Origin of the sequence: Rhodococcus globerulus NBRC 14531 (assembly GCF_001894805.1) — a bacterium.
GTDB classification, from domain to species: domain Bacteria; phylum Actinomycetota; class Actinomycetes; order Mycobacteriales; family Mycobacteriaceae; genus Rhodococcus_F; species Rhodococcus_F globerula.
Genome location: NZ_BCWX01000001.1, coordinates 1,335,125 through 1,353,487 on the forward strand (window position 1 = coordinate 1,335,125; position 18,363 = coordinate 1,353,487).

Annotated in this window: 17 protein-coding genes; 10 read left to right on the top strand and 7 right to left on the bottom strand. The window is 62.4% G+C overall.

Going from position 1 to position 18,363, the window contains the following annotated elements; all coding sequences use genetic code 11:
* Window positions 1-41: 41 nt before the first annotated feature.
* The 3 genes from RG2_RS05915 to secA all read left to right on the top strand — a co-directional run bounded on the left by RG2_RS05915 (window position 42) and on the right by secA (window position 4,568).
* The gene (locus RG2_RS05915; RefSeq protein WP_051730209.1) at window positions 42-743 is read left to right on the top strand and encodes a ComF family protein; all 702 of its coding nucleotides are present in this window, start codon (window positions 42-44) and stop codon (window positions 741-743) included.
* Window positions 744-917: 174 nt separating this feature from the next.
* Entirely contained in the window at window positions 918-1,598 is a 681-nt protein-coding gene (gene hpf, locus RG2_RS05920; protein WP_033231192.1) for a ribosome hibernation-promoting factor, HPF/YfiA family, read from the top strand.
* A 132-nt stretch (window positions 1,599-1,730) separates the two neighbouring features.
* Window positions 1,731-4,568, top strand: a complete 2,838-nt coding sequence (secA, locus tag RG2_RS05925) for a preprotein translocase subunit SecA (RefSeq protein WP_033231191.1) — start codon at window positions 1,731-1,733, stop codon at window positions 4,566-4,568.
* A 41-nt stretch (window positions 4,569-4,609) separates the two neighbouring features.
* Here secA and RG2_RS05930 read toward each other — a convergent pair whose 3' ends face one another.
* Window positions 4,610-5,149, bottom strand: a complete 540-nt coding sequence (locus tag RG2_RS05930; protein WP_033231190.1) for an Rv3235 family protein — start codon at window positions 5,147-5,149, stop codon at window positions 4,610-4,612.
* A gap of 111 nt (window positions 5,150-5,260) precedes the next feature.
* Here RG2_RS05930 and RG2_RS05935 point away from each other — a divergent pair, with 111 nt between their 5' ends.
* The 6 genes from RG2_RS05935 to RG2_RS05960 all read left to right on the top strand — a co-directional run bounded on the left by RG2_RS05935 (window position 5,261) and on the right by RG2_RS05960 (window position 11,541).
* The gene (locus RG2_RS05935; protein WP_033231189.1) at window positions 5,261-5,722 is read left to right on the top strand and encodes an HAD-IA family hydrolase; all 462 of its coding nucleotides are present in this window, start codon (window positions 5,261-5,263) and stop codon (window positions 5,720-5,722) included.
* On the top strand, window positions 5,716-7,125 hold the full coding sequence (locus RG2_RS05940) for a WS/DGAT/MGAT family O-acyltransferase (RefSeq protein WP_033231188.1): 1,410 nt from the start codon (window positions 5,716-5,718) through the stop codon (window positions 7,123-7,125). Before RG2_RS05935 ends, RG2_RS05940 begins: the two co-directional genes overlap by 7 nt.
* A gap of 41 nt (window positions 7,126-7,166) precedes the next feature.
* Entirely contained in the window at window positions 7,167-7,661 is a 495-nt protein-coding gene (locus tag RG2_RS05945) for a DUF6912 family protein (protein ID WP_033231187.1), read from the top strand.
* Between the two features lie 117 nt (window positions 7,662-7,778).
* Window positions 7,779-8,897 (top strand): ferredoxin reductase, encoded by a 1,119-nt coding sequence (locus RG2_RS05950; RefSeq protein WP_033231186.1) that lies wholly within the window; start codon window positions 7,779-7,781, stop codon window positions 8,895-8,897.
* 24 nt (window positions 8,898-8,921) lie between these two features.
* On the top strand, window positions 8,922-10,184 hold the full coding sequence (locus tag RG2_RS05955; RefSeq protein ID WP_033231185.1) for a fatty acid desaturase family protein: 1,263 nt from the start codon (window positions 8,922-8,924) through the stop codon (window positions 10,182-10,184).
* A 115-nt stretch (window positions 10,185-10,299) separates the two neighbouring features.
* Entirely contained in the window at window positions 10,300-11,541 is a 1,242-nt protein-coding gene (locus tag RG2_RS05960; protein WP_033231184.1) for a fatty acid desaturase family protein, read from the top strand.
* Window positions 11,542-11,596: 55 nt separating this feature from the next.
* Here RG2_RS05960 and rsgA read toward each other — a convergent pair whose 3' ends face one another.
* Window positions 11,597-12,628 (bottom strand): ribosome small subunit-dependent GTPase A, encoded by a 1,032-nt coding sequence (gene rsgA, locus RG2_RS05965; RefSeq protein ID WP_033231183.1) that lies wholly within the window; start codon window positions 12,626-12,628, stop codon window positions 11,597-11,599.
* Window positions 12,583-13,890: a 3-phosphoshikimate 1-carboxyvinyltransferase gene (gene aroA / locus RG2_RS05970; protein ID WP_033231182.1), complete on the bottom strand. Its 1,308-nt coding sequence runs from the start codon at window positions 13,888-13,890 to the stop codon at window positions 12,583-12,585. Before aroA ends, rsgA begins: the two co-directional genes overlap by 46 nt.
* 49 nt (window positions 13,891-13,939) lie before the next feature.
* Between aroA and RG2_RS05975 the strand changes: the two genes are divergently transcribed.
* Window positions 13,940-14,692: an SOS response-associated peptidase gene (locus tag RG2_RS05975; protein WP_033231181.1), complete on the top strand. Its 753-nt coding sequence runs from the start codon at window positions 13,940-13,942 to the stop codon at window positions 14,690-14,692.
* A 43-nt stretch (window positions 14,693-14,735) separates the two neighbouring features.
* Here RG2_RS05975 and RG2_RS05980 read toward each other — a convergent pair whose 3' ends face one another.
* The 4 genes from RG2_RS05980 to ybaK all read right to left on the bottom strand — a co-directional run bounded on the left by RG2_RS05980 (window position 14,736) and on the right by ybaK (window position 18,254).
* Entirely contained in the window at window positions 14,736-15,455 is a 720-nt protein-coding gene (locus tag RG2_RS05980) for an SIMPL domain-containing protein (RefSeq protein WP_033231180.1), read from the bottom strand.
* Window positions 15,456-15,500: 45 nt separating this feature from the next.
* A complete protein-coding gene (locus RG2_RS05985) occupies window positions 15,501-15,950 on the bottom strand; it encodes a class F sortase (RefSeq protein WP_165826269.1) in 450 nt (149 codons plus the stop codon).
* A gap of 139 nt (window positions 15,951-16,089) precedes the next feature.
* Window positions 16,090-17,403 carry a hypothetical protein gene (locus tag RG2_RS32050; protein WP_176580388.1) on the bottom strand — a complete coding sequence of 438 codons (1,314 nt, stop codon included), beginning with the start codon at window positions 17,401-17,403 and terminating at the stop codon, window positions 16,090-16,092.
* A 356-nt stretch (window positions 17,404-17,759) separates the two neighbouring features.
* Complete coding sequence (gene ybaK, locus RG2_RS06000) at window positions 17,760-18,254, bottom strand: Cys-tRNA(Pro) deacylase (RefSeq protein WP_033231178.1); 495 nt, start codon at window positions 18,252-18,254, stop codon at window positions 17,760-17,762.
* Window positions 18,255-18,363 lie beyond the last annotated feature (109 nt).

The window sequence follows — 18,363 nt, forward strand, 5'->3', positions numbered from 1 at the left end:
CACGGGGGTTGCTGTCGGTGGGCGGATGCACACTGACAGGCATGGGGGTCGGCGGTTTTCGGACATGGAGCAGTATCGGTGGGGCAGCGCTCGATCTGGTGTTGCCGCGTGAGTGTGGGGGATGCGGACGGATCGGTGTGCAATGGTGCGAGGACTGCGTCGCCTTGCTTCGCGATCATCCGATCCGGCTCACACCTCGAGTCGATCCCGGCGCGCCGGCGTGGGCGCTCGGTCCATACAGTGGCGCGAGACGGCGCAGTGTGATCGAGATCAAGGAGCGCGGCCGACGCGACCTCGCGGCGCCTTTGGGAGTCGCTGTGGCCGAAGCGTTGACGCATCTGGCGCGGTGGGGTGAGCTCCACCATCCGACGCGTCGGACTTTGGTCCTGATCCCGGCCCCGTCCCGTTCGCGCGCCGCTCGTTCGCGCGGCGGGGATCCGGTCCGCCGCATTGCTCATGCGGCCTGTGAGGTCTTGCCGCCGCGCCGTGCCGAAGTTCATTCGGCATTGGCCATGACGCGTGGCGTCCGCGATTCCGTCGGGTTGTCTGCCGCTGCTCGGGCCACCAACGTTGCCGAGAAAATCGTCGTGACACGCGCGGGGGCCGGATTGGTGGATCGAGACGTCGACGTAGTGCTCCTCGATGACGTGCTGACGACGGGAGCGACTGCGGCAGAATCGATTCGGGTGCTCGCGAGGATCGGAATCCGGACAACTCTCGTGCTCGTTGTTGCCGGTGTGTAAATGAATTTCGGGCTAACAGTGGCACTCGCGCGGATTACGTACTAGCGTCGGCGGCACACCCGAAAACAGGTGGGAGGTGGTACTTCAATCCTGATGCCGGGCGGATCCCCTCTCGGTACTTGAAGAACTTGCCGCCGCTCAAACACTGAGCGGGGCCGTAATTGGGAGGTACGAGTGACGACCCCTTCGCAAGCCTCGTTTTTCATCGAGGACGCCACGACCGAGCGTTCCACGCAAACCACCGTTCCGAAGTCCGACATCGTCGTCAAGGGACGCAATGTCGAGATACCCGATCACTTCCGAGTTTATGTTTCGGACAAGCTGGCGCGACTGGAACACTTCGACCCCTCCATATTCCACTTCGACGTGGAACTTCAGCACGAACGTAATCGACGTCAGTCCAAGAACTGCCAGCGAGTCGAGATCACGGCCCGCGGCAAAGGACCGGTAGCGCGAGCAGAAGCCGCCGCAGACAGCTTCTATGCCGCATTCGAATCGGTGATCGACAAACTCGAGAGCCGCCTCCGTCGAACCAAGGACCGCAAGAAGGTCCATTACGGTGACAAGCGACCGCTGTCCGTCGCCGAGGCAACCGCCTCGCTAGTCGACGCAGACTCACTCGGTGCCACGCCCGATATTTCGCTGAACGGTCAAGAACCGGACGAATACGACGGCCCGGGCCGCGTGGTCCGCACCAAGGATCACCCAGCCGAGCCGATGAACATCGACGACGCTCTCTACGAGATGGAACTGGTCGGTCACGACTTCTTCCTCTTCCATGACAAGGAGTCCGACAAGCCGTCCGTCGTCTACCGTCGGCACGCATTCGACTACGGCCTGATCCGCCTGACGTGACCGATCTGTAGGTGGGTTGCCTCGCAACCTCGAGTTAGCGCCTACCATGGAATCCGGCCGGAGTTTTCGGACCCCGGCCGGATTTTTACTGTGTCACCCATTTGTTGCCGAAGATTGAGGACGAACAAGACTGTGCCGTCGCTGTCGCTATCGAAGCTGCTCCGTGTTGGTGAAGGTCGCATGGTCAAGCGCCTCAAGCACATTGCTGAGCATGTCGAATCACTGTCGCCCGAGGTAGAAGGCCTGACAGACGATCAACTCAAGGCCAAGACCGACGAGTTCCGCGAGCGTTACGCCGCTGGTGAGACGCTGGACGAGTTGCTGCCCGAGGCCTTTTCCGTCGCGCGTGAAGCGTCGTGGCGAGTCATCGACCAGAAGCACTTCCACGTGCAGATCATGGGTGGCGCGGCACTCCACTTCGGCAATGTCGCGGAGATGAAGACCGGTGAGGGCAAGACCCTGACCTGTGTGTTGCCGGCCTATCTCAATGCCATCGCGGGTGACGGTGTTCACGTCGTCACGGTCAACGACTACCTCGCCAAGCGCGACTCCGAGTGGATGGGCCGTGTTCACCGCTCGCTCGGACTCGAAACCAGCGTGATCCTCTCGGGTATGACGCCGGCCGAGCGTCGAGTCGCGTATGCAGCCGACATCACGTACGGCACCAACAACGAGTTCGGGTTCGACTACCTGCGTGACAACATGACGCACTCCCTGGACGATCTGGTCCAGCGTGGACATGCGTTTGCCATCGTGGACGAGGTCGACTCCATCCTGATCGACGAGGCCCGCACGCCGCTGATCATCTCGGGTCCGGCCGACGGCTCCAGCAAGTGGTACAGCGAGTTCGCACGTATCGCGCCGCTCCTGAAGAAGGACGTCCACTACGAGGTGGACATCCGCAAGCGCACCATCGGTGTCCACGAGGCCGGCGTCGAACTCGTCGAGGATCAGCTCGGCATCGACAACCTGTACGAGGCAGCGAACTCGCCGCTGGTGAGCTACTTGAACAACGCCATCAAGGCCAAAGAGCTCTACACCAAGGACAAGGACTACATCGTCCGCGACGGTGAAGTCATCATCGTCGACGAGTTCACCGGCCGCGTGCTGGTCGGCCGTCGATACAACGAGGGCATGCACCAGGCAATCGAGGCCAAGGAAAAGGTCGAGATCAAGGCTGAGAACCAGACCCTCGCCACGATCACCCTGCAGAACTACTTCCGTCTGTACGAAAAATTGTCCGGCATGACGGGTACCGCCGAGACCGAGGCCGCGGAGCTGCACCAGACGTACACCCTCGGTGTCATTCCGATCCCGACCAACCGCCCTATGATCCGTGTCGACAACGGCGACCTCATCTACAAGACCGAGGAAGCCAAGTTCGACGCAGTGGTCGACGACGTCGTCGAGCGTCACGAGAACGGTCAGCCGGTTCTGATCGGTACCACCAGCGTCGAACGCTCGGAGTACCTGTCCAAGCAGTTCACCAAGCGCGGAGTGGCGCACAACGTCCTCAACGCCAAGTTCCACGAAAAGGAAGCGACGATCATCGCCGAGGCCGGTCGTTCCGGTGCGGTGACTGTGGCCACCAACATGGCTGGTCGTGGTACCGACGTGGTGCTGGGCGGTAACCCGGACATCATCGCCGACATCGCACTGCGCAAGAACGGCCTCGACCCGGTCACCACGCCGGAAGAGTACGAAGCCGCGTGGGACGACGTCCTGAACCGCGTCAAGGAAGACGTCAAGGCCGACGCCGAGAAGGTTCGCGATGCCGGTGGCCTGTACGTGCTTGGCACCGAACGCCATGAATCGCGTCGTATCGACAACCAGCTTCGCGGCCGTTCCGGACGCCAGGGCGACCCGGGAGAATCCAGGTTCTACCTCTCGCTCGGTGACGAGCTCATGCGCCGATTCAACGGTTCCGCACTCGAGTCGATCATGACGCGCCTCAATCTTCCGGACGACGTTCCGATCGAAGCCAAGATGGTCTCCAAGGCCATCAAGAGCGCGCAGACTCAGGTCGAGCAGCAGAACTTCGAGATTCGCAAAAACGTCCTCAAGTACGACGAGGTCATGAATCAGCAGCGCACCGTGATCTACAAGGAACGCCGCCAGATCCTCGAAGGTGAGGATATGGAGGGCCAGGTCGAGCAGATGATCACCGACGTGGTCACCGCGTACGTCGACGGCGCGACTGCTGAAGGATATGTCGAGGACTGGGATCTCGAGCAGCTGTGGACGGCACTCAAGACCCTCTACCCGGTGGGTATCGACTACAAGGCTCTCGTGGGCGAGGACGGTGGGATCACCAGCGACCTCACCCGTGACGAGCTGCGCACCGCACTGCTCGACGACGCACATGCCGCGTACAAGAAGCGTGAAGCCGAAATCGACGCGATTGCCGGCGAGAACGGAATGCGCGAACTCGAGCGCCGGGTATTCCTGTCCGTGCTCGACCGCAAGTGGCGTGAACACCTCTACGAGATGGACTACCTCAAGGAAGGTATCGGCCTGCGCGCGATGGCGCAGCGTGACCCGTTGGTCGAGTACCAGCGCGAGGGCTACGACATGTTCATCGGCATGCTCGACGGCTTGAAGGAGGAGTCCGTCGGATTCCTCTTCAACCTTCAGGTCGAAGCCACTCCTGCGCAACCTTCTTCGGGTATCTCGGTCACGGCCGGTTCCGCTGCCGCGGCGTCCGCGACCGCACCGAAGCCGCTGCCGACGCAGCAAGCGGCGGCAGGTTCCACGGGTACGGCAGCTCCATCGGCCTTGCGCGCCAAGGGACTTGACGACGACGGCCCGTCCAGGCTGACGTACACCGGCCCGGACGAGGACGGGAAGGCAAAGGCCACACGCGATCCGGCCGTCGACGCGGGGGACACCGCGTCGCGTCGTGAGCGTCGTGAAGCCGCTCGCACGCAGGCAAAGGGCAACCGCGCACCCAAGTCCAAGCGCAAGCGCTGATTCTCAGGCGCTGACTTTTCCACCCGACAAAGGCTGGATGCTCACACCACGTGTAGTGCGGTGACCATCCAGCCTTTGTTGTCGGTGTTCTCGATCCTGGCGGCAATCGCAAAGGTTCGTGGGCCGCGTCGAAAGGTCGCGCACACTTCGGCCGCGTGGGGCGAGGCGGTGTTCACGTGTGTGCGGTGGGTTCGAGCGGCGCCGAGTCCGCGCGTCGGATCATGCGAAATGGAAAGGCGCTGAACAAGTTCCATCAAAGTTGGAGACAGTACTGATTTGAGGTGTGCGGGACTTCGTCGTTGGTCGAGGACTTCGAGGACAAGGCGCAGAGACGTGTTCCAGAAGACATCGGCACCGGGTGCGACGGGCTCGGCAGTTAGGCTGGATTGCCCCGATGTTCCACTGTGCCCTGATGTTCCACTGTGCCCGGATGTTCCACTGTGTGGTGTTCTGCGTGCGGTGCCCAGCACTCGTTCGGTTCGGGCAGACGGTCGCCTGATCATCAGGGAATCGGCAGGCGGTTCGCACTGCGGCGCGGGTTGGAGAAAGCGTTGTGGTGTGTGGAGTTGGTCGATGGTCATGATGTATCCCCCGGATATTTTTTGCATCGCTCCCCCGAACGATGGTGAGAAGTATGACACGAACCCCTGCAGATGTCGCAGAGATCACGGCCGCACCCTAATGTAATTCTGGTGCGGGGACTTCTGTTGGATGTGGGTGGCGTGCTGTTCGGTCCGGGGTCCGACCTGGACGGTCTCAGCGCGGTGGTTCGGCGGGCTCGTAGCGCGGGCATCGCGACGGGAATCGTGAGCAACGACCCGGGCGGAGCGGACGCCCAGTGGCTCCGTGACCTCGGCGACGGGGTGTTGGTGGACGACGTCGTGCTCTCCGGTGACGTCGGCATGGCAAAGCCGGATGCCGATATCTACCTTCTGGCCGCAACACGGTTGGGTCTGCGTCCGGCGGACTGCGTGTTTGTCGACGACCTCGAGGTGAATGTTCGAGGCGCCGTCGATGTCGGAATGGTGGGTGTCCATCACTACGACGCGGCCGACACGATCGAGGAGTTGTCGATCCTGCTCGATGTGGACGGTGCGGCGAGTTCGGATGGTGTTGCTTTGAAAGACACGCCGGCGGGTGATCAATCATGGTGAACAGATTGACGACTCAGGACGCAGCCTTCTACTTTCTCGAAGCCGGCAGCACTCCGATGCACGTCGGTTCGTTGGGGATCTTCCGGCAGCCGGGCACCGGGATCGATCACAACGAATTGCTGCGGCTCGTAGAGGAGCGACTCAGTCTGGTGCCGCGGTACCGGCAGAAGGTCCGGGAAGTTGTTCTGGGTCTGGCACGTCCGGTGTGGGTCGACGATCGAGATTTCGACATCACGTATCACGTGCGTAGGTCGGCGCTACCGAAACCGGGATCGGCCGAACAGTTGAACGATCTGATCGCGCGCCTCATTTCCCGGCCGCTGGACAACACTCGGCCGCTGTGGGAGATGTACCTCGTCGAGGGGCTGGCGGACGACAGGTTTGCCATCTTCACAAAATCGCATTCGGCTTTGGTCGACGGTGAAACCGCGCTCGAGATCAGTCAGGTCTTGTTCGATCCGCAGGAGAAGCGTCAGCCCGGCGCAGAAGAGTTGTGGATGCCTGCCCCACCACCCAGTGATCTGAATCTGCTCATCGGTGCGCTCGCTGATCTGGTGACGAGTCCGGGTGAAGGGGTGGCTCGCGCGAGGGCGGCGTTGGGCGACGTGACGACGTCGATGACGGAGGCGGTCAGTGCTGTCGGCAAGATTGCCGCAGTGGTGCGTACGGCCGCGCAGGTCGCCCCTAACAATCCACTCAACGCGCCGATCACGCGGAGTCGACGATTGTCCGTCGCCAAGACTCCGCTGGACGACTACCGACAGATTCGGGCGAAGTACGGGTGCGAGATCAACGACGTGATCCTCACGGTGGTCGCCGGGGCATTGCGGAACTGGCTGTTGTCGCGGGGGGAGCCGGTGACCGAGGCGAGCGTTGTCCGCGCGCTGGTGCCGATGTCCGTGTACATCGACGGGCCGGACAACCCGGACGTCGAGGACCCGCAGGCGCCCGGCCACGTGTCGTCGTTTCTGATCGACCTGCCGGTGGGGGAGCCCAATGCTGTCGTCCGGTTGTCGCACGTCGCGCATGCAACGGAAGCTTTCGCGCGTCAGGGCCGTCGGGTGACCGCTCAGACGATGGTGAAGATGTCCGGGTTCGCACCCGCCACACTCCATGCGATGAGTGCGCGCGCGGCCAGCAGTCTCTCGCAGCGCATGTTCAACCTCATGATCACCAACGCGCCGGGTCCGCAGTTTCCGCTGTACATCGGTGGCGCGCGGATGGAGGAGATGTATCCGGTCTCGCCATTGCTGAAGAATCAGACACTCAGTATTGCCTTGACGTCGTATGACGGGAATGTCTACTACGGTTTGAATGCCGACCGTGACGCGATGTCGGACGTCGACGTGGTGCGTTCGTTGCTCTTCGAGTCTCTCGAGGAGTTGACCGACGCCAGTCGGTAGGTGTTTCTCGCGCGTCGTGACAGTCCAACGAAGGTGGTCTCATGAGGGTGTACGTACCGGCAACTGTGGAAATTCTGCAGCGTTTGGTTGCCGATCAGGAGTTCGACGCGATGAGTCGGACTGCGTTTGCCGTCACTCCGGCACTGCGTGAGGCCTATGCGGCCGGGGACGACGACGAGTTGGCGGAAGTCGCGATGAGTGAGGCGGCGCGGGCGTCGTTGCGCTTGATTGCCGGCGCTGACGGACCGGTGACGTTCCGGCGTGCGGTGGTTGCCGCGGATGTCGACGACGCGAAGTTGCGTCCGGATCTCGATGACGCGGTAGTCCGCTTGGCCGGCCCGGTCACGATGGCGCAGGTCGCGTCCGTTCATGTTGATCTTGCGCAAGCCGAACCCGATATCGAGCGGGCGGCGGCGATTGTCGATGCTGCCGATCTCGGCGACACGGATGCCGAGTTCACCCTCGGTGACGCGGAAGATCACGAGTTGGCGTGGTACGCGGCGCAAGAGTTGCCGTTCCTGCTCGACCTGCTCTGAAATCGGACACCCGCTGTCCTTACTATGAAGTAACCTACGGTACCGTAACCTGATGACCTACGATAGCGTAGGCATAGGTAGTGCGGGTGAGCATTGCAGGTGAGAGGTGGAGGTCTGATGGGTCTGAAGGACTGGATCGAGGCACCGGCAGCGTCGGTAGTTCCGGCAGCGCGGTCGAAGCTCAATTTGCTGCGCGGTGCCGCAGCGCGATTGACCACACCTCTCTTGCCTGACGACTACCTTCATCTGGCAAATCCGTTGTGGTCGGCGCGCGAACTGCGTGGCCGGATCGTCGAGGTTCGACCGGAAACTCAGGATTCCGCGACGATCGTGATCAAGCCGGGTTGGGGTTTCGACTTCAATTACCAGCCGGGGCAGTACATCGGTATCGGCTTGCACATCGACGGGCGATGGCATTGGCGGTCGTACTCGTTGACGTCGCCGCCCAACTGGGAGAACAAGAAGATCTCCATCGCGGTGAAGGCGATGCCCGAGGGTTTCCTTTCGAGCCACCTGGTCAGCGGAGCTGTTCCGTCCGGCACGATCGTCCGTCTGGCCACGCCGGCCGGTAACTTCGCGTTGCCGGACCCGCCGCCGGAGAAGGTCCTGTTCATCACCGCCGGCAGCGGAATCACGCCTGTCATGGGCATGCTGCGCACGATGAATCGTCGAGGGCAGTTGCCCGACGTCATGCACGTGCACTCCGCTCCCACGGAATCCGATGTCATGTTCGCGGACGAACTGACGGCACTACATGCCGAGCACGAGGATTTTGTCAGCCACATTCAGCTGACGCGCCGCGACGGAAAGTTCAAGCTCAGTTCACTCGATCAGGTGTGCCCGGATTGGCGTGAGCGTCACACCTGGGCCTGTGGACCCCTGCCGTTGCTCGACGAGATCGACGACGTGTGGAAGGCCGAGGGGATCGAAGACCGCCTGCACATGGAGCGGTTTGCGGTGTCGAGGATCGATGCGTCCGCAGACGGCGGCACCGTCACGTTCGAGAAGTCGGGAAAGACCGTCACGGTGGACGGTGCGACAACACTTCTCGAAGCCGGGGAACAGTCCGGCGCTCTGATGCCTTTCGGTTGCCGAATGGGCATTTGCCAGACTTGTGTTGTACCTCTCGTTTCCGGTCATGCAATCGACCTACGCTCGGGAAAGCAGCATGTCGAGGGTGAACGCATCCAGACATGCATTTCCGCCGCGGCGGGCGACTGTACGCTGGACGCATAGCTTCTAGGCACACGGAGGACAACGGTGGCAATCACCGACATCAAAGAGTTTTCGCACCTCACCGCAGCTGATGTCGAAGCGCTCGGGCGTGAACTGGACCAGATTCGACTCGATGTCGAAGACTCTCGTGGAATCCGGGATGCTCGCTATATTCGTCGGGTCATTCGCGTCCAGCGCGCCTTGGAACTCGGCGGTCGTATCGCCCTGTTCGGTAGCAAGTACCGTCCCGCCTGGTTGGCGGGCACGGCGCTGCTGAGTATCTCGAAGATCATCGAGAACATGGAACTCGGGCACAACGTGATGCACGGGCAGTGGGACTGGATGAACGATCCGGAGATTCATTCCTGTTCGTGGGAATGGGATCAGACGGGCCCGTCCGAGCACTGGAAACGTGCCCACAACTACCAGCATCACACGTACACCAATGTTGTCGGGATGGACGAGGATCTTGGCTTCGGGATCCTGCGGATGACGCGGGACGAGGCGTGGAAGCCGATCAATCTTCTGCAGCCGATTGCCAATGTCATTCTTGCGGCGACGTTCGAGTGGGGCATCGCCCTGCATGACCTGACTGCGGCTTCCGAGTTGGAAGGTGCTGCGAAGGGGCAGCTGAACTCCCAGGCCAACAAGGATTTTGCACGCAAGATCGTCCGACAGGTCGGCAAGGATTTTGTGGTGTTCCCCTTGCTGACCGGGCCCGCGTGGAAATCGACGCTGACGGCTAATGCGACGGCAAATCTCGTTCGTAACCTCTGGGCGTACGTGGTCATCTTCTGCGGCCATTTTCCCGATGGTGCGGAAAAGTTCACCGTCGCAGAGTTCGAGCAGGAAACACGTCACGAGTGGTACCTGCGTCAGATGCTCGGTAGCGCCAACTTCAATTCCGGAAAGCTCATGGGGTTCATGAGCGGCAACCTGAGTTACCAGATCGAGCATCACGTCTTCCCGGATCTGCCGAGTAATCGCTATCCGGAGATTGCTGTGAAGATGCGTGCGCTGTGCGAGAAGTTCGATCTTCCGTACACGACAGGTTCGTTGTTCAAGCAGTATCTGCTTGCGCTTCGCACCATTCACAAGCTGGCCCTGCCGGACAAGTGGTTGATCGCGACCTCGGACAATGCGCCGGAGACTTCCTCGGAGCTGCGGTTCCGGGAGCCGGGACTCAAGGGTGCTGCGATGGCGATGGTCGACGATCTGCGTACCGATTCGGTGACCGGCAAGCGCTTGGGTCTGTTGACGGCTTTGAAGTCGCAGGCGCGTTCTCGCCTGCCGAAGCGCAAGAAGTGATATAGATTACATCGAGCAAAAGCTAACCTACGGTGCCGTAACTTACGCTAGAGTAGGTCGTGTTGAATCCGTTCGGCATGAACTTTTCGACAAGAACTCACCGTAGGAGGCCCGCATGGCGATTGCAGACGTCAAGGAATATGCGCATCTCACCGAAGCCGACGTTGAAGCGCTCGGTCGTGAACTCGATGCGATCCGTCGCGACATAGAGGATTCGCGTGGCGAGAAAGACGCACGCTACGTCCGTAACGTCATTCGTCTTCAGCGGACCCTCGAGGTCAGTGGTCGCGCTATCCTGTTCGCCAGCCGCAAGCGCCCGGCGTGGCTGCTCGGCACCGGCGTTCTCGGTGTCGCGAAGATCATCGAGAACATGGAACTCGGCCACAACGTCATGCACGGGCAGTGGGACTGGATGAACGATCCGGAAATCCACTCGAGCTCGTGGGAGTGGGACGTCACCGGCCCGTCGGCGCACTGGAAGCAGACCCACAACTTCCTGCACCACAAGTACACCAACGTCCTCGGCATGGACGACGACGTCGGATACGGACTGCTGCGCGTCACCCGTGACCAGCGATGGAAGCCGTTCAATGCCGGCAACCTCGTGTACAACACCCTGCTTGCGCTCTTCTTCGAGTGGGGCATCGCCGCGCAGCATCTCGAGCTCGGCAAGGTGGCCAAGGGCCGCGCGGACATGGACGACACGCGTCGTAAGCTGCGTGAGGTCGGCGAGAAGGTCGGCAAGCAACTGGTCAAGGACTACGTCGTCTACCCGGCACTCACGGGACCGGCATGGAAGAGCACTCTCAGTGCGAATTTCACCGCGAACATCATCCGCAATCTGTGGACCAACGCCATCATCTTCTGTGGGCATTTCCCGGACGGCGCCGAGAAGTTCACCAAGGCAGATATCGACGGCGAATCGCAGGCGCAGTGGTACCTGCGTCAGATGCTCGGTAGCGCCAACATCGAGGGCAGCAAGCTGATGGACTTCATGTCCGGCAACCTCAGCTACCAGATCGAGCATCACCTGTTCCCCGACCTGCCGAGCAACCGGTACCCGGCCATCGCGGTCAAGGTTCGTGAGCTCACCGACAAGTACGACTTGCCTTACACGACCGGGCCTTTCCTGGTGCAGTACGCCAAGTCGTGGCGCACCATCGCCAAGTTGTCGCTGCCAAACAAGTACCTCAAGGACACCGTCGACAATGCGCCGGAAACGGCATCCGAGTTGATGTTCGACGGCAACGCCGCCTCGAGCGTCGATCCGGTCACCGGCCGTCGTCGTGGACTCAAGAGCGCCATAGCGCAAAAGCGTAAGAGCGGAAAGCTGCGGAGCCTGCTCGGCTTGCGCTGATCAACTACCGAAAAAGCCCAGACACCGAAATCGGTGTCTGGGCTTTTCTCGTTTGTCAGTACTGGTCGTTGGATTTGATGGCCTCGAGGAGTTGCCGCACGGCAATCACACGACGGGCCGATTTTCCTTCGAGAAGATCCAGCTTGCACTCCGGGTCCGCGGGCGGGCCGAGGTGCGTGCATCCGCGAGGGCAATCCTCGATCTGTGCCGCGAGGTCGGAGAAAGCGGCGACAACATTCTCCGGTGAAATGTGGGCCAAGCCGAACGATCGGATGCCCGGCGTGTCGATTACCCAACCACCCTCGGCGAGGGGGAGGGCCACAGACTGCGTCGACGTGTGCCGTCCCTTGCCGACGCCCGAGACGATGCCGACGGCTCGATTGGCGTCGGGGACAAGGCGATTCACCAACGTCGACTTACCGACGCCCGAGTGCCCGATCAGGGCCGTCAACTTGTCGTGCAGGATGGCGGTGAGTTCGTCCAGCGGATCGTCACGACCGGCCACGACCACTTGGATGTCGAGGTCGGCGAAGGTGCTGGCGAACTCCTCCGGCGGTTCGAGGTCGCTCTTGGTGAGGCACACGATCGGCGTGAGACCGCCCACATATGCCGCGACCAGGGCGCGCTCGACAAATCCGGTGCGCGGCGGCGGATCAGCCAAGGCAACCACGATCAGTAACTGCTGCGCGTTGGCGACCACGATGCGCTCGAACGGATCCGTATCGTCAGCGGTGCGTCGTAGCACGGTCGAACGCTCGGAGACCCGGACGATGCGAGCGAGGGTGTCGGTCTTGCCCGACAGATCGCCGACGATGTCCACTTGATCACCGACGACGATGGGCGTGCGGCCCAGTTCACGGGCGCGCATCGTCACGATCAGCCGGTCGGGATCGCCGCCGAGGACGCAACCCCACCGGCCACGATCCTTCGAGACCACCATCCCCGACTCGGCAGAGAGATGCTCAGGGCGGGTCTTGGTGCGTGGGCGTGATCCGCGACCGGGGCGGACCCGGACGTCGGACTCGTCGTACTGCCGCGGACTCAGAAGCTTGCCTTTCGCGCGGAGGTTGCCAGCATGTCTGTCCACATGTTCTCGAAGCCCGGCAGCGTCTTGGCCGTGGTTGCGACGTCGTCGACCTCCACGCCGTCGACGACCAGGCCGATGATCGCGCCGGCCGTGGCCATGCGATGGTCTGCGTACGAGAGCCATTGCCCACCATGCAGTTTCGCGGGGACAATGGTCAGGCCGTCATCGGTTTCGGTGACGGACCCGCCCAGCTTGTTGATCTCGTCCGCCAGTGCCGCCAGTCGATCCGTCTCGTGGCCCCGCAGGTGTGCGATGCCGCGCAGATGAGACGTTCCCTCTGCCAGCGCGGCGAGCGCCGCAACCGTCGGGGTGAGTTCACCGACGTCGTGCAGGTCGATGTCGATGCCGCGCAACGTTTCGGGACCTCGCACCGTAAGGATGCCGTCGGCGAGGGTGACCTCGGCTCCCATCGAGGCGAGAATATCGCGGATCGCGTCGCCGGGCTGCGTTGTCGACGACGGCCACAACGGCACGCTGACGGTACCGCCGGTAACAGCCGCTGCTGCCAGGAATGGTGTGGCATTCGACAGATCGGGTTCGATGACCCAGTCGATAGCGCGCACCGGTCCGGGTTCGACCCGCCAGGTGTCGGCGTCGCCGCCCGTGGCCGGAGTCGTGACGGACACTCCGGCTTCGCGCAGCATCTCGACGGTCATGTCGATGTGTGGCATCGACGGAACCGGCTTGCCGGTGTGGTGCACGGTGACGCCCTGCTCGAACGCTGCGGCCGAGAGCAGCAGGCCTGAGACGAACTGTGACGAACCGGATGCGTCGATGGTGACGGTTCCGCCGCGCAGCGACCCGGTTCCGGTCACGGTGAACGGCAGAGCGTCGCCGTCGATCTGCGCGCCCAGGCCTCGCAGAGCATCGAGGATAGTGCCGAGTGGCCGCGTCCGGGCCTGCTCGTCACCGTCGAAACGGACGACGCCGTCAGCCGTTGCAGCCAGGGGCGGGAGGAATCGCATGACGGTACCGGCGAGCCCGCAGTCGACGTCGGCACCGCGCAGCGGTCCGGGTGTGACGGCGAGCGTGCTGGGATCGCCCGCTTCCTCGATACCGATCCCGAGGTCACGCAATGCCGCGATCATGAGGTCTGCGTCACGGCTGCGGAGGGCGCCGGTGAGGGTGGACGGACCGTCCGCCAACGCTGCCAGAATCAGGGCTCGGTTGGTGATGGACTTCGATCCGGGCAGTGTCACCACTGCGTCGACCGGCGTTTGGGCTAGAGGGGCGCTCCACAGACTCAGACTCACGAGGTCCATCTTCTCTCATCAGTGGGAGATTGGTCGAAACCGTGCCACCCTGGGTGTCATGTGCGGAAGGTATGCGACCACAGCGGACCCGGCGAGCCTGGCAGTCGAACTCGATGCGATCGACGAGACCGATCACTCGTCGGCCGTCGCCGAGGATTTCAACGTGGCACCGACGACGCCGGTGCTGACGGTTGTCGAGCGCCACGATCGCGAGAACCCCGACAGCGATCCGGCCAAGCGGATTCGGCAGATGCGATGGGGGTTGGTGCCCTCGTGGACGAAAGAATTGGGCAAGGGCCCGGTTCTGTTCAACGCGCGCGCCGATTCCCTGGCGGAGAAACCGGCATTCCGAACGTCATTCAAATACAAGCGCTGTCTCGTCCCGATGGATGGTTGGTACGAGTGGCAGACCGAACCGCAGGGTGGCAAGAAAGCGTCGAAGATCCCGTACTACATGCACCGCGGCGACGGATCGAGGCTGTTCATGGCCGGAGTGTGGTCGGCGTGGCGCGATCCACGGATCGAGAACGCCGATCCGGTTCTGAGCTGTTCGATCGTCACCGTGGACTCGCACGGCCACCTCGAACAGGTACATGACCGGATGCCACTCGCCCTGCCCCGTGATCGTTGGGACGCCTGGCTCGATCCCGATCACGGCGCGAACCCGTCACTGCTCGAACCGGCGCCCGAACTGTTCTCGGGGATCGAGATCGACCGAGTGAGGCCCCTCGTCAACAGCGTCAAGAACAACGGGCGCGAATTGATCGAGCCGGACGTCGACCGCGCAGGGGAGCAGATCAGTCTGCTCTAGTCGAGCGCCACGTCATTCAAGGCCACGTCATTCCAAAGCCACGTCATTCCAAGGCCCACGTCACGGTGACCTCGAAGGACACCTGCTGGGTTCCCGGTGCAATGGCCATATCGAGCATCGCGCCACCGGGTGCCCTCATTGTCTGGTCGCCGGTGGTGCCGGGTGCTTCTGTGATGGTGATGACGTTCGACAGCGAGGTTCCGGAAAGATCGGCGTATTGCTCCGCGCGGTTCTGTGCGTCCTCGAAGGCCCGGGTCCGAGCGTCGGCGAGTAGCGCCGAATCGTCGTCGATATCGAAGGCGACTGTATTGAGGCGCGCCGCATCACCGCCGGCGGCGATCCCCGCGTCGAGCACGGCCGACGCTTTACTCAGATCCCGGACGACGATCCGCACCGAGTTGGTCGCGCGGTAACCCGTCACTGTTGCGCCGCCGAAAGGCCCACCGGATCCGTCGTACTGCGGCTGGACGGACAGATCACTGGTCTGAATGTCGTCGGCAGCTGCACCCGCGGCGACCATCGCGTCGATCATCGCCCGGGCCTTCTCGTTCGCTTGGGATACCGCTCCCGACACATCCGGCGCAACAACCTCGACGCCGATGCCCGCACTGAGAATGTCAGGGGCCCCGCGAACCTCACCTGTTCCGACGACGGTGACCTCTTTGGTCGTGTTGTCGCTACTTGCGCAGGCGGTGAGCGAGATCGCGAGCGCGGCGGCCACTGCAAGCGTTGTCAGGTGTGGTCGGACAGACGTGAGGTTCATGGCCCAGAGGCTAGCGACTCCCACTACGCCGCGTGGTCGAATCCCTCATCGAGCCAGGGCGCCGGTGATCTCGGCGTAGGCAACAAAGTTCTTCGACGACAGCGTTGTTCCGTTCTCCAGGTAGCACGTCACGAGGACGAGCCGTCCAGGCTGTCGAAGGCGCAGTTCCGGCGACTCCTGCGCTTCGCCGAACTTCTCGTACAGCGCAGTCGAACGCACCGTGTACTCGAGTGTGCCGGAATCCGTTTCGATCAGCACCCGGCTGCCGGCCACGATGTCCGGCAGGGTGTCGAACACTGCCGCAGTCCCGGCGCCGGCGTGGCCGATCACGAAAACCGTTCCGTCACTGTCTGTTCCAGGCTCGCTGCGGCAGCCGACCCAATACGCGTCCGCCAGGGTCGGTGGATCGAGCACGGGGCAGGCGCCTGCGGGCATCGGGAGCACTTTCGTGTCGATCCCCAGATCGGCGATCGACAACCGTGTCGGCTGGGCCATCGGGACCGACTGCGATTGCAGAGAATCGGCAGGAATCGTGTCGGCCGATGTGTGCGCGGCCTCGAGGCGAGCTTGTCCGGAGATCGCGCACCCTGGCAGTAGCAGAAAGAGTATTGCCAGGATCAGGACACGACACCGATCAGTGCTGGTTCGGCGCATTCTTACGGCGCAAAACAAATGCACCCGCGGCGGAGACCAGCAATGCCGCGCCGCCGATTCCGGCGATCAGCACACCGGACGGTCCGGTGGACTCACCTGCCCCGGTCTGGAACACCAGAGCGTCGTCGTAGGCCAGAGGTACAAATGTGCCCTGCGGATCGTCGTAACCGTGGACCTTGTACCCCTCGGGGGTAGTGACCACGTACACCGGTTCCTTCGACGGTCCCGTCGTGGGCGCCGGGGTCCCACCGTCGATCTTCGGGATTCCCACGAGAATCGGGGGAAGAACGATCACCCGAGTGGTGGTTGTGGGAATCGACGTTGCCGACGGTGTCGACACTGCGGAGGACGTGGTGACTCGCGCAGACGTCGTGGTGGTCGGTTCCGTCGTCGTTACTTCGGTGGTGGTCGGTTCTGTGGTGGTCGGTTCTGTGGTGACCGTGGTGGTGGTCGGTTCTGTGGTGGTCGGTTCTGTGGTGACCGTGGTGGTGGTCGGTTCTGTGGTGGTCGGTTCTGTGGTGACCGTGGTGGTGGTCGGTTCTGTGGTCGTTACTTCGGTGGTGGTCGTGACGGGTGTTGTTGTGACGGGGGTTGTCGTCACCGTTGTGGTGGTCACGGGTGTTGTTGTGCTGGTTGTTGTTTCGGGTGTCTTGGGATCGGAGGGCATCGGCGGTTCACCGTGCTCGCCGTAGTGGTAGTTCTGGCCGTCGACCTGCACCCAGGTGATATCGAAGTTTTCCCACCCCGGGAAGTTCGGGTGTGAGGAAATATCGAGCACCCAGGGGGATTGGCCGATGAACTTTTCGGTCCACTGCCCGTTGCCGTCGATGTGTGTCCCCAGTTGCATGGTCTCGCCGGTGTCGGGGTTCGTGATCTTCAGGTTGATGTGCTGGCCCATCGCAGCGCTCTGGCCGTCGGGGTAGTAGACCGTCACGGTTCCGGGAGAGACGGAATATTCGCGCCCACCTGCGGCGATGCCGTCTGTCGGTGTGGTCCATGTCGGGGTCGACTGTGCGGCAACCGACGGCGTTGTTGTGCTTGCCGAGGGGGTTGTGGTCGCTGCCGTTGTGGTCTCCGAAGTTGCCGACGACGTTGCTGGAGTTGTTGCTGGCGTGGACTCGGAAGGCGTTGCCGACTCGGTGGTGGAGGGTGACTCGGCGGTTGTCTGCGCCGTTGTCGCCTCGCCGTTGTCGCCATCTGTTGCCGCTGCCGGAGCCGCAGCCGCGAATGCGGTGAAACTGGCGACGGCTACTGCTGCTGCGTAGATCTTGGTACGTCCGCGCTGATTGTTCACGACAGTATGGCCTTTCGGTCCCGAAAGCGGCGGCGCACAGGCTCGGATGGACGCACGGCACAGCAAGGCCGGGCAGGTCGAATCGAAGAGTGTGCCGATGGCGGTGGGTAGTTGATCAATCCTTCAATTACTAGGTAACTCGATGGTCGCTATGTCCGTCAAGTCCGATTTGCTGATCGTGCGCCATTTCACAGAAATGCGCTAATCCATTGCGTCGGAACATATTTCGGATGCGGCGCAAAGGGTGATTTCGGGGGTGAATCTCTCCGGGAAACGTCCCGTCGACTGGCTAGTGACGGGGCCTTAGGTGTAGGCGGGTTCGGGACTTTAGGCCCACGGCTCTGTTCGAGTAATTGTCAGCCGGCAGTAATCGACGCTGTCGTCGCGCCGCACAGATCGACAAGGTCGCCAGGTGCCAGTTCGATTTCGAGTCCGCGCCGGCCCGCGCTGCACAGGACGCGATCCCACTCGAGTGCTGACGCATCGATCACCGTCGGCAGTTTCTTGCGCTGCCCCAGCGGGGAGATGCCACCGAAGACATAGCCGCTCGAGCGCTCTGCGTCGGCGCGGTCGGCCATGACGGCTTTGCTTGCGCCGAGCGCGGCGGCAGCGGCTTTCAGCGAGAGTTTGTTTGGGACGGGGAGCACGGCAACGGCTAGTTTCCCCGTATCGAGCTTGATGACCAGAGTCTTGAATATCTGATCTGCCGTGACACCGACAGCCCCGGCCAGGGCGGTGACCGCCTCGTCGCCGAAGGATTCCGCGCGCGGGTCGTGGTCGTAGCTGTGAACCTGATGGGCGGTCTTCGACTTCTCGAGGATTTTGGTCGCAGGGGTCGCAGTTCCGGCCATTGCGACACTCTATGTCCAGAGGGGTCGAGCGAAGCGAGGGGGAATGTTGTCCGGGGTCGAGCGAAGCGAGGGGGAATGTTGTCCGGGGTCGAGCGAAGCGAGGGGAATG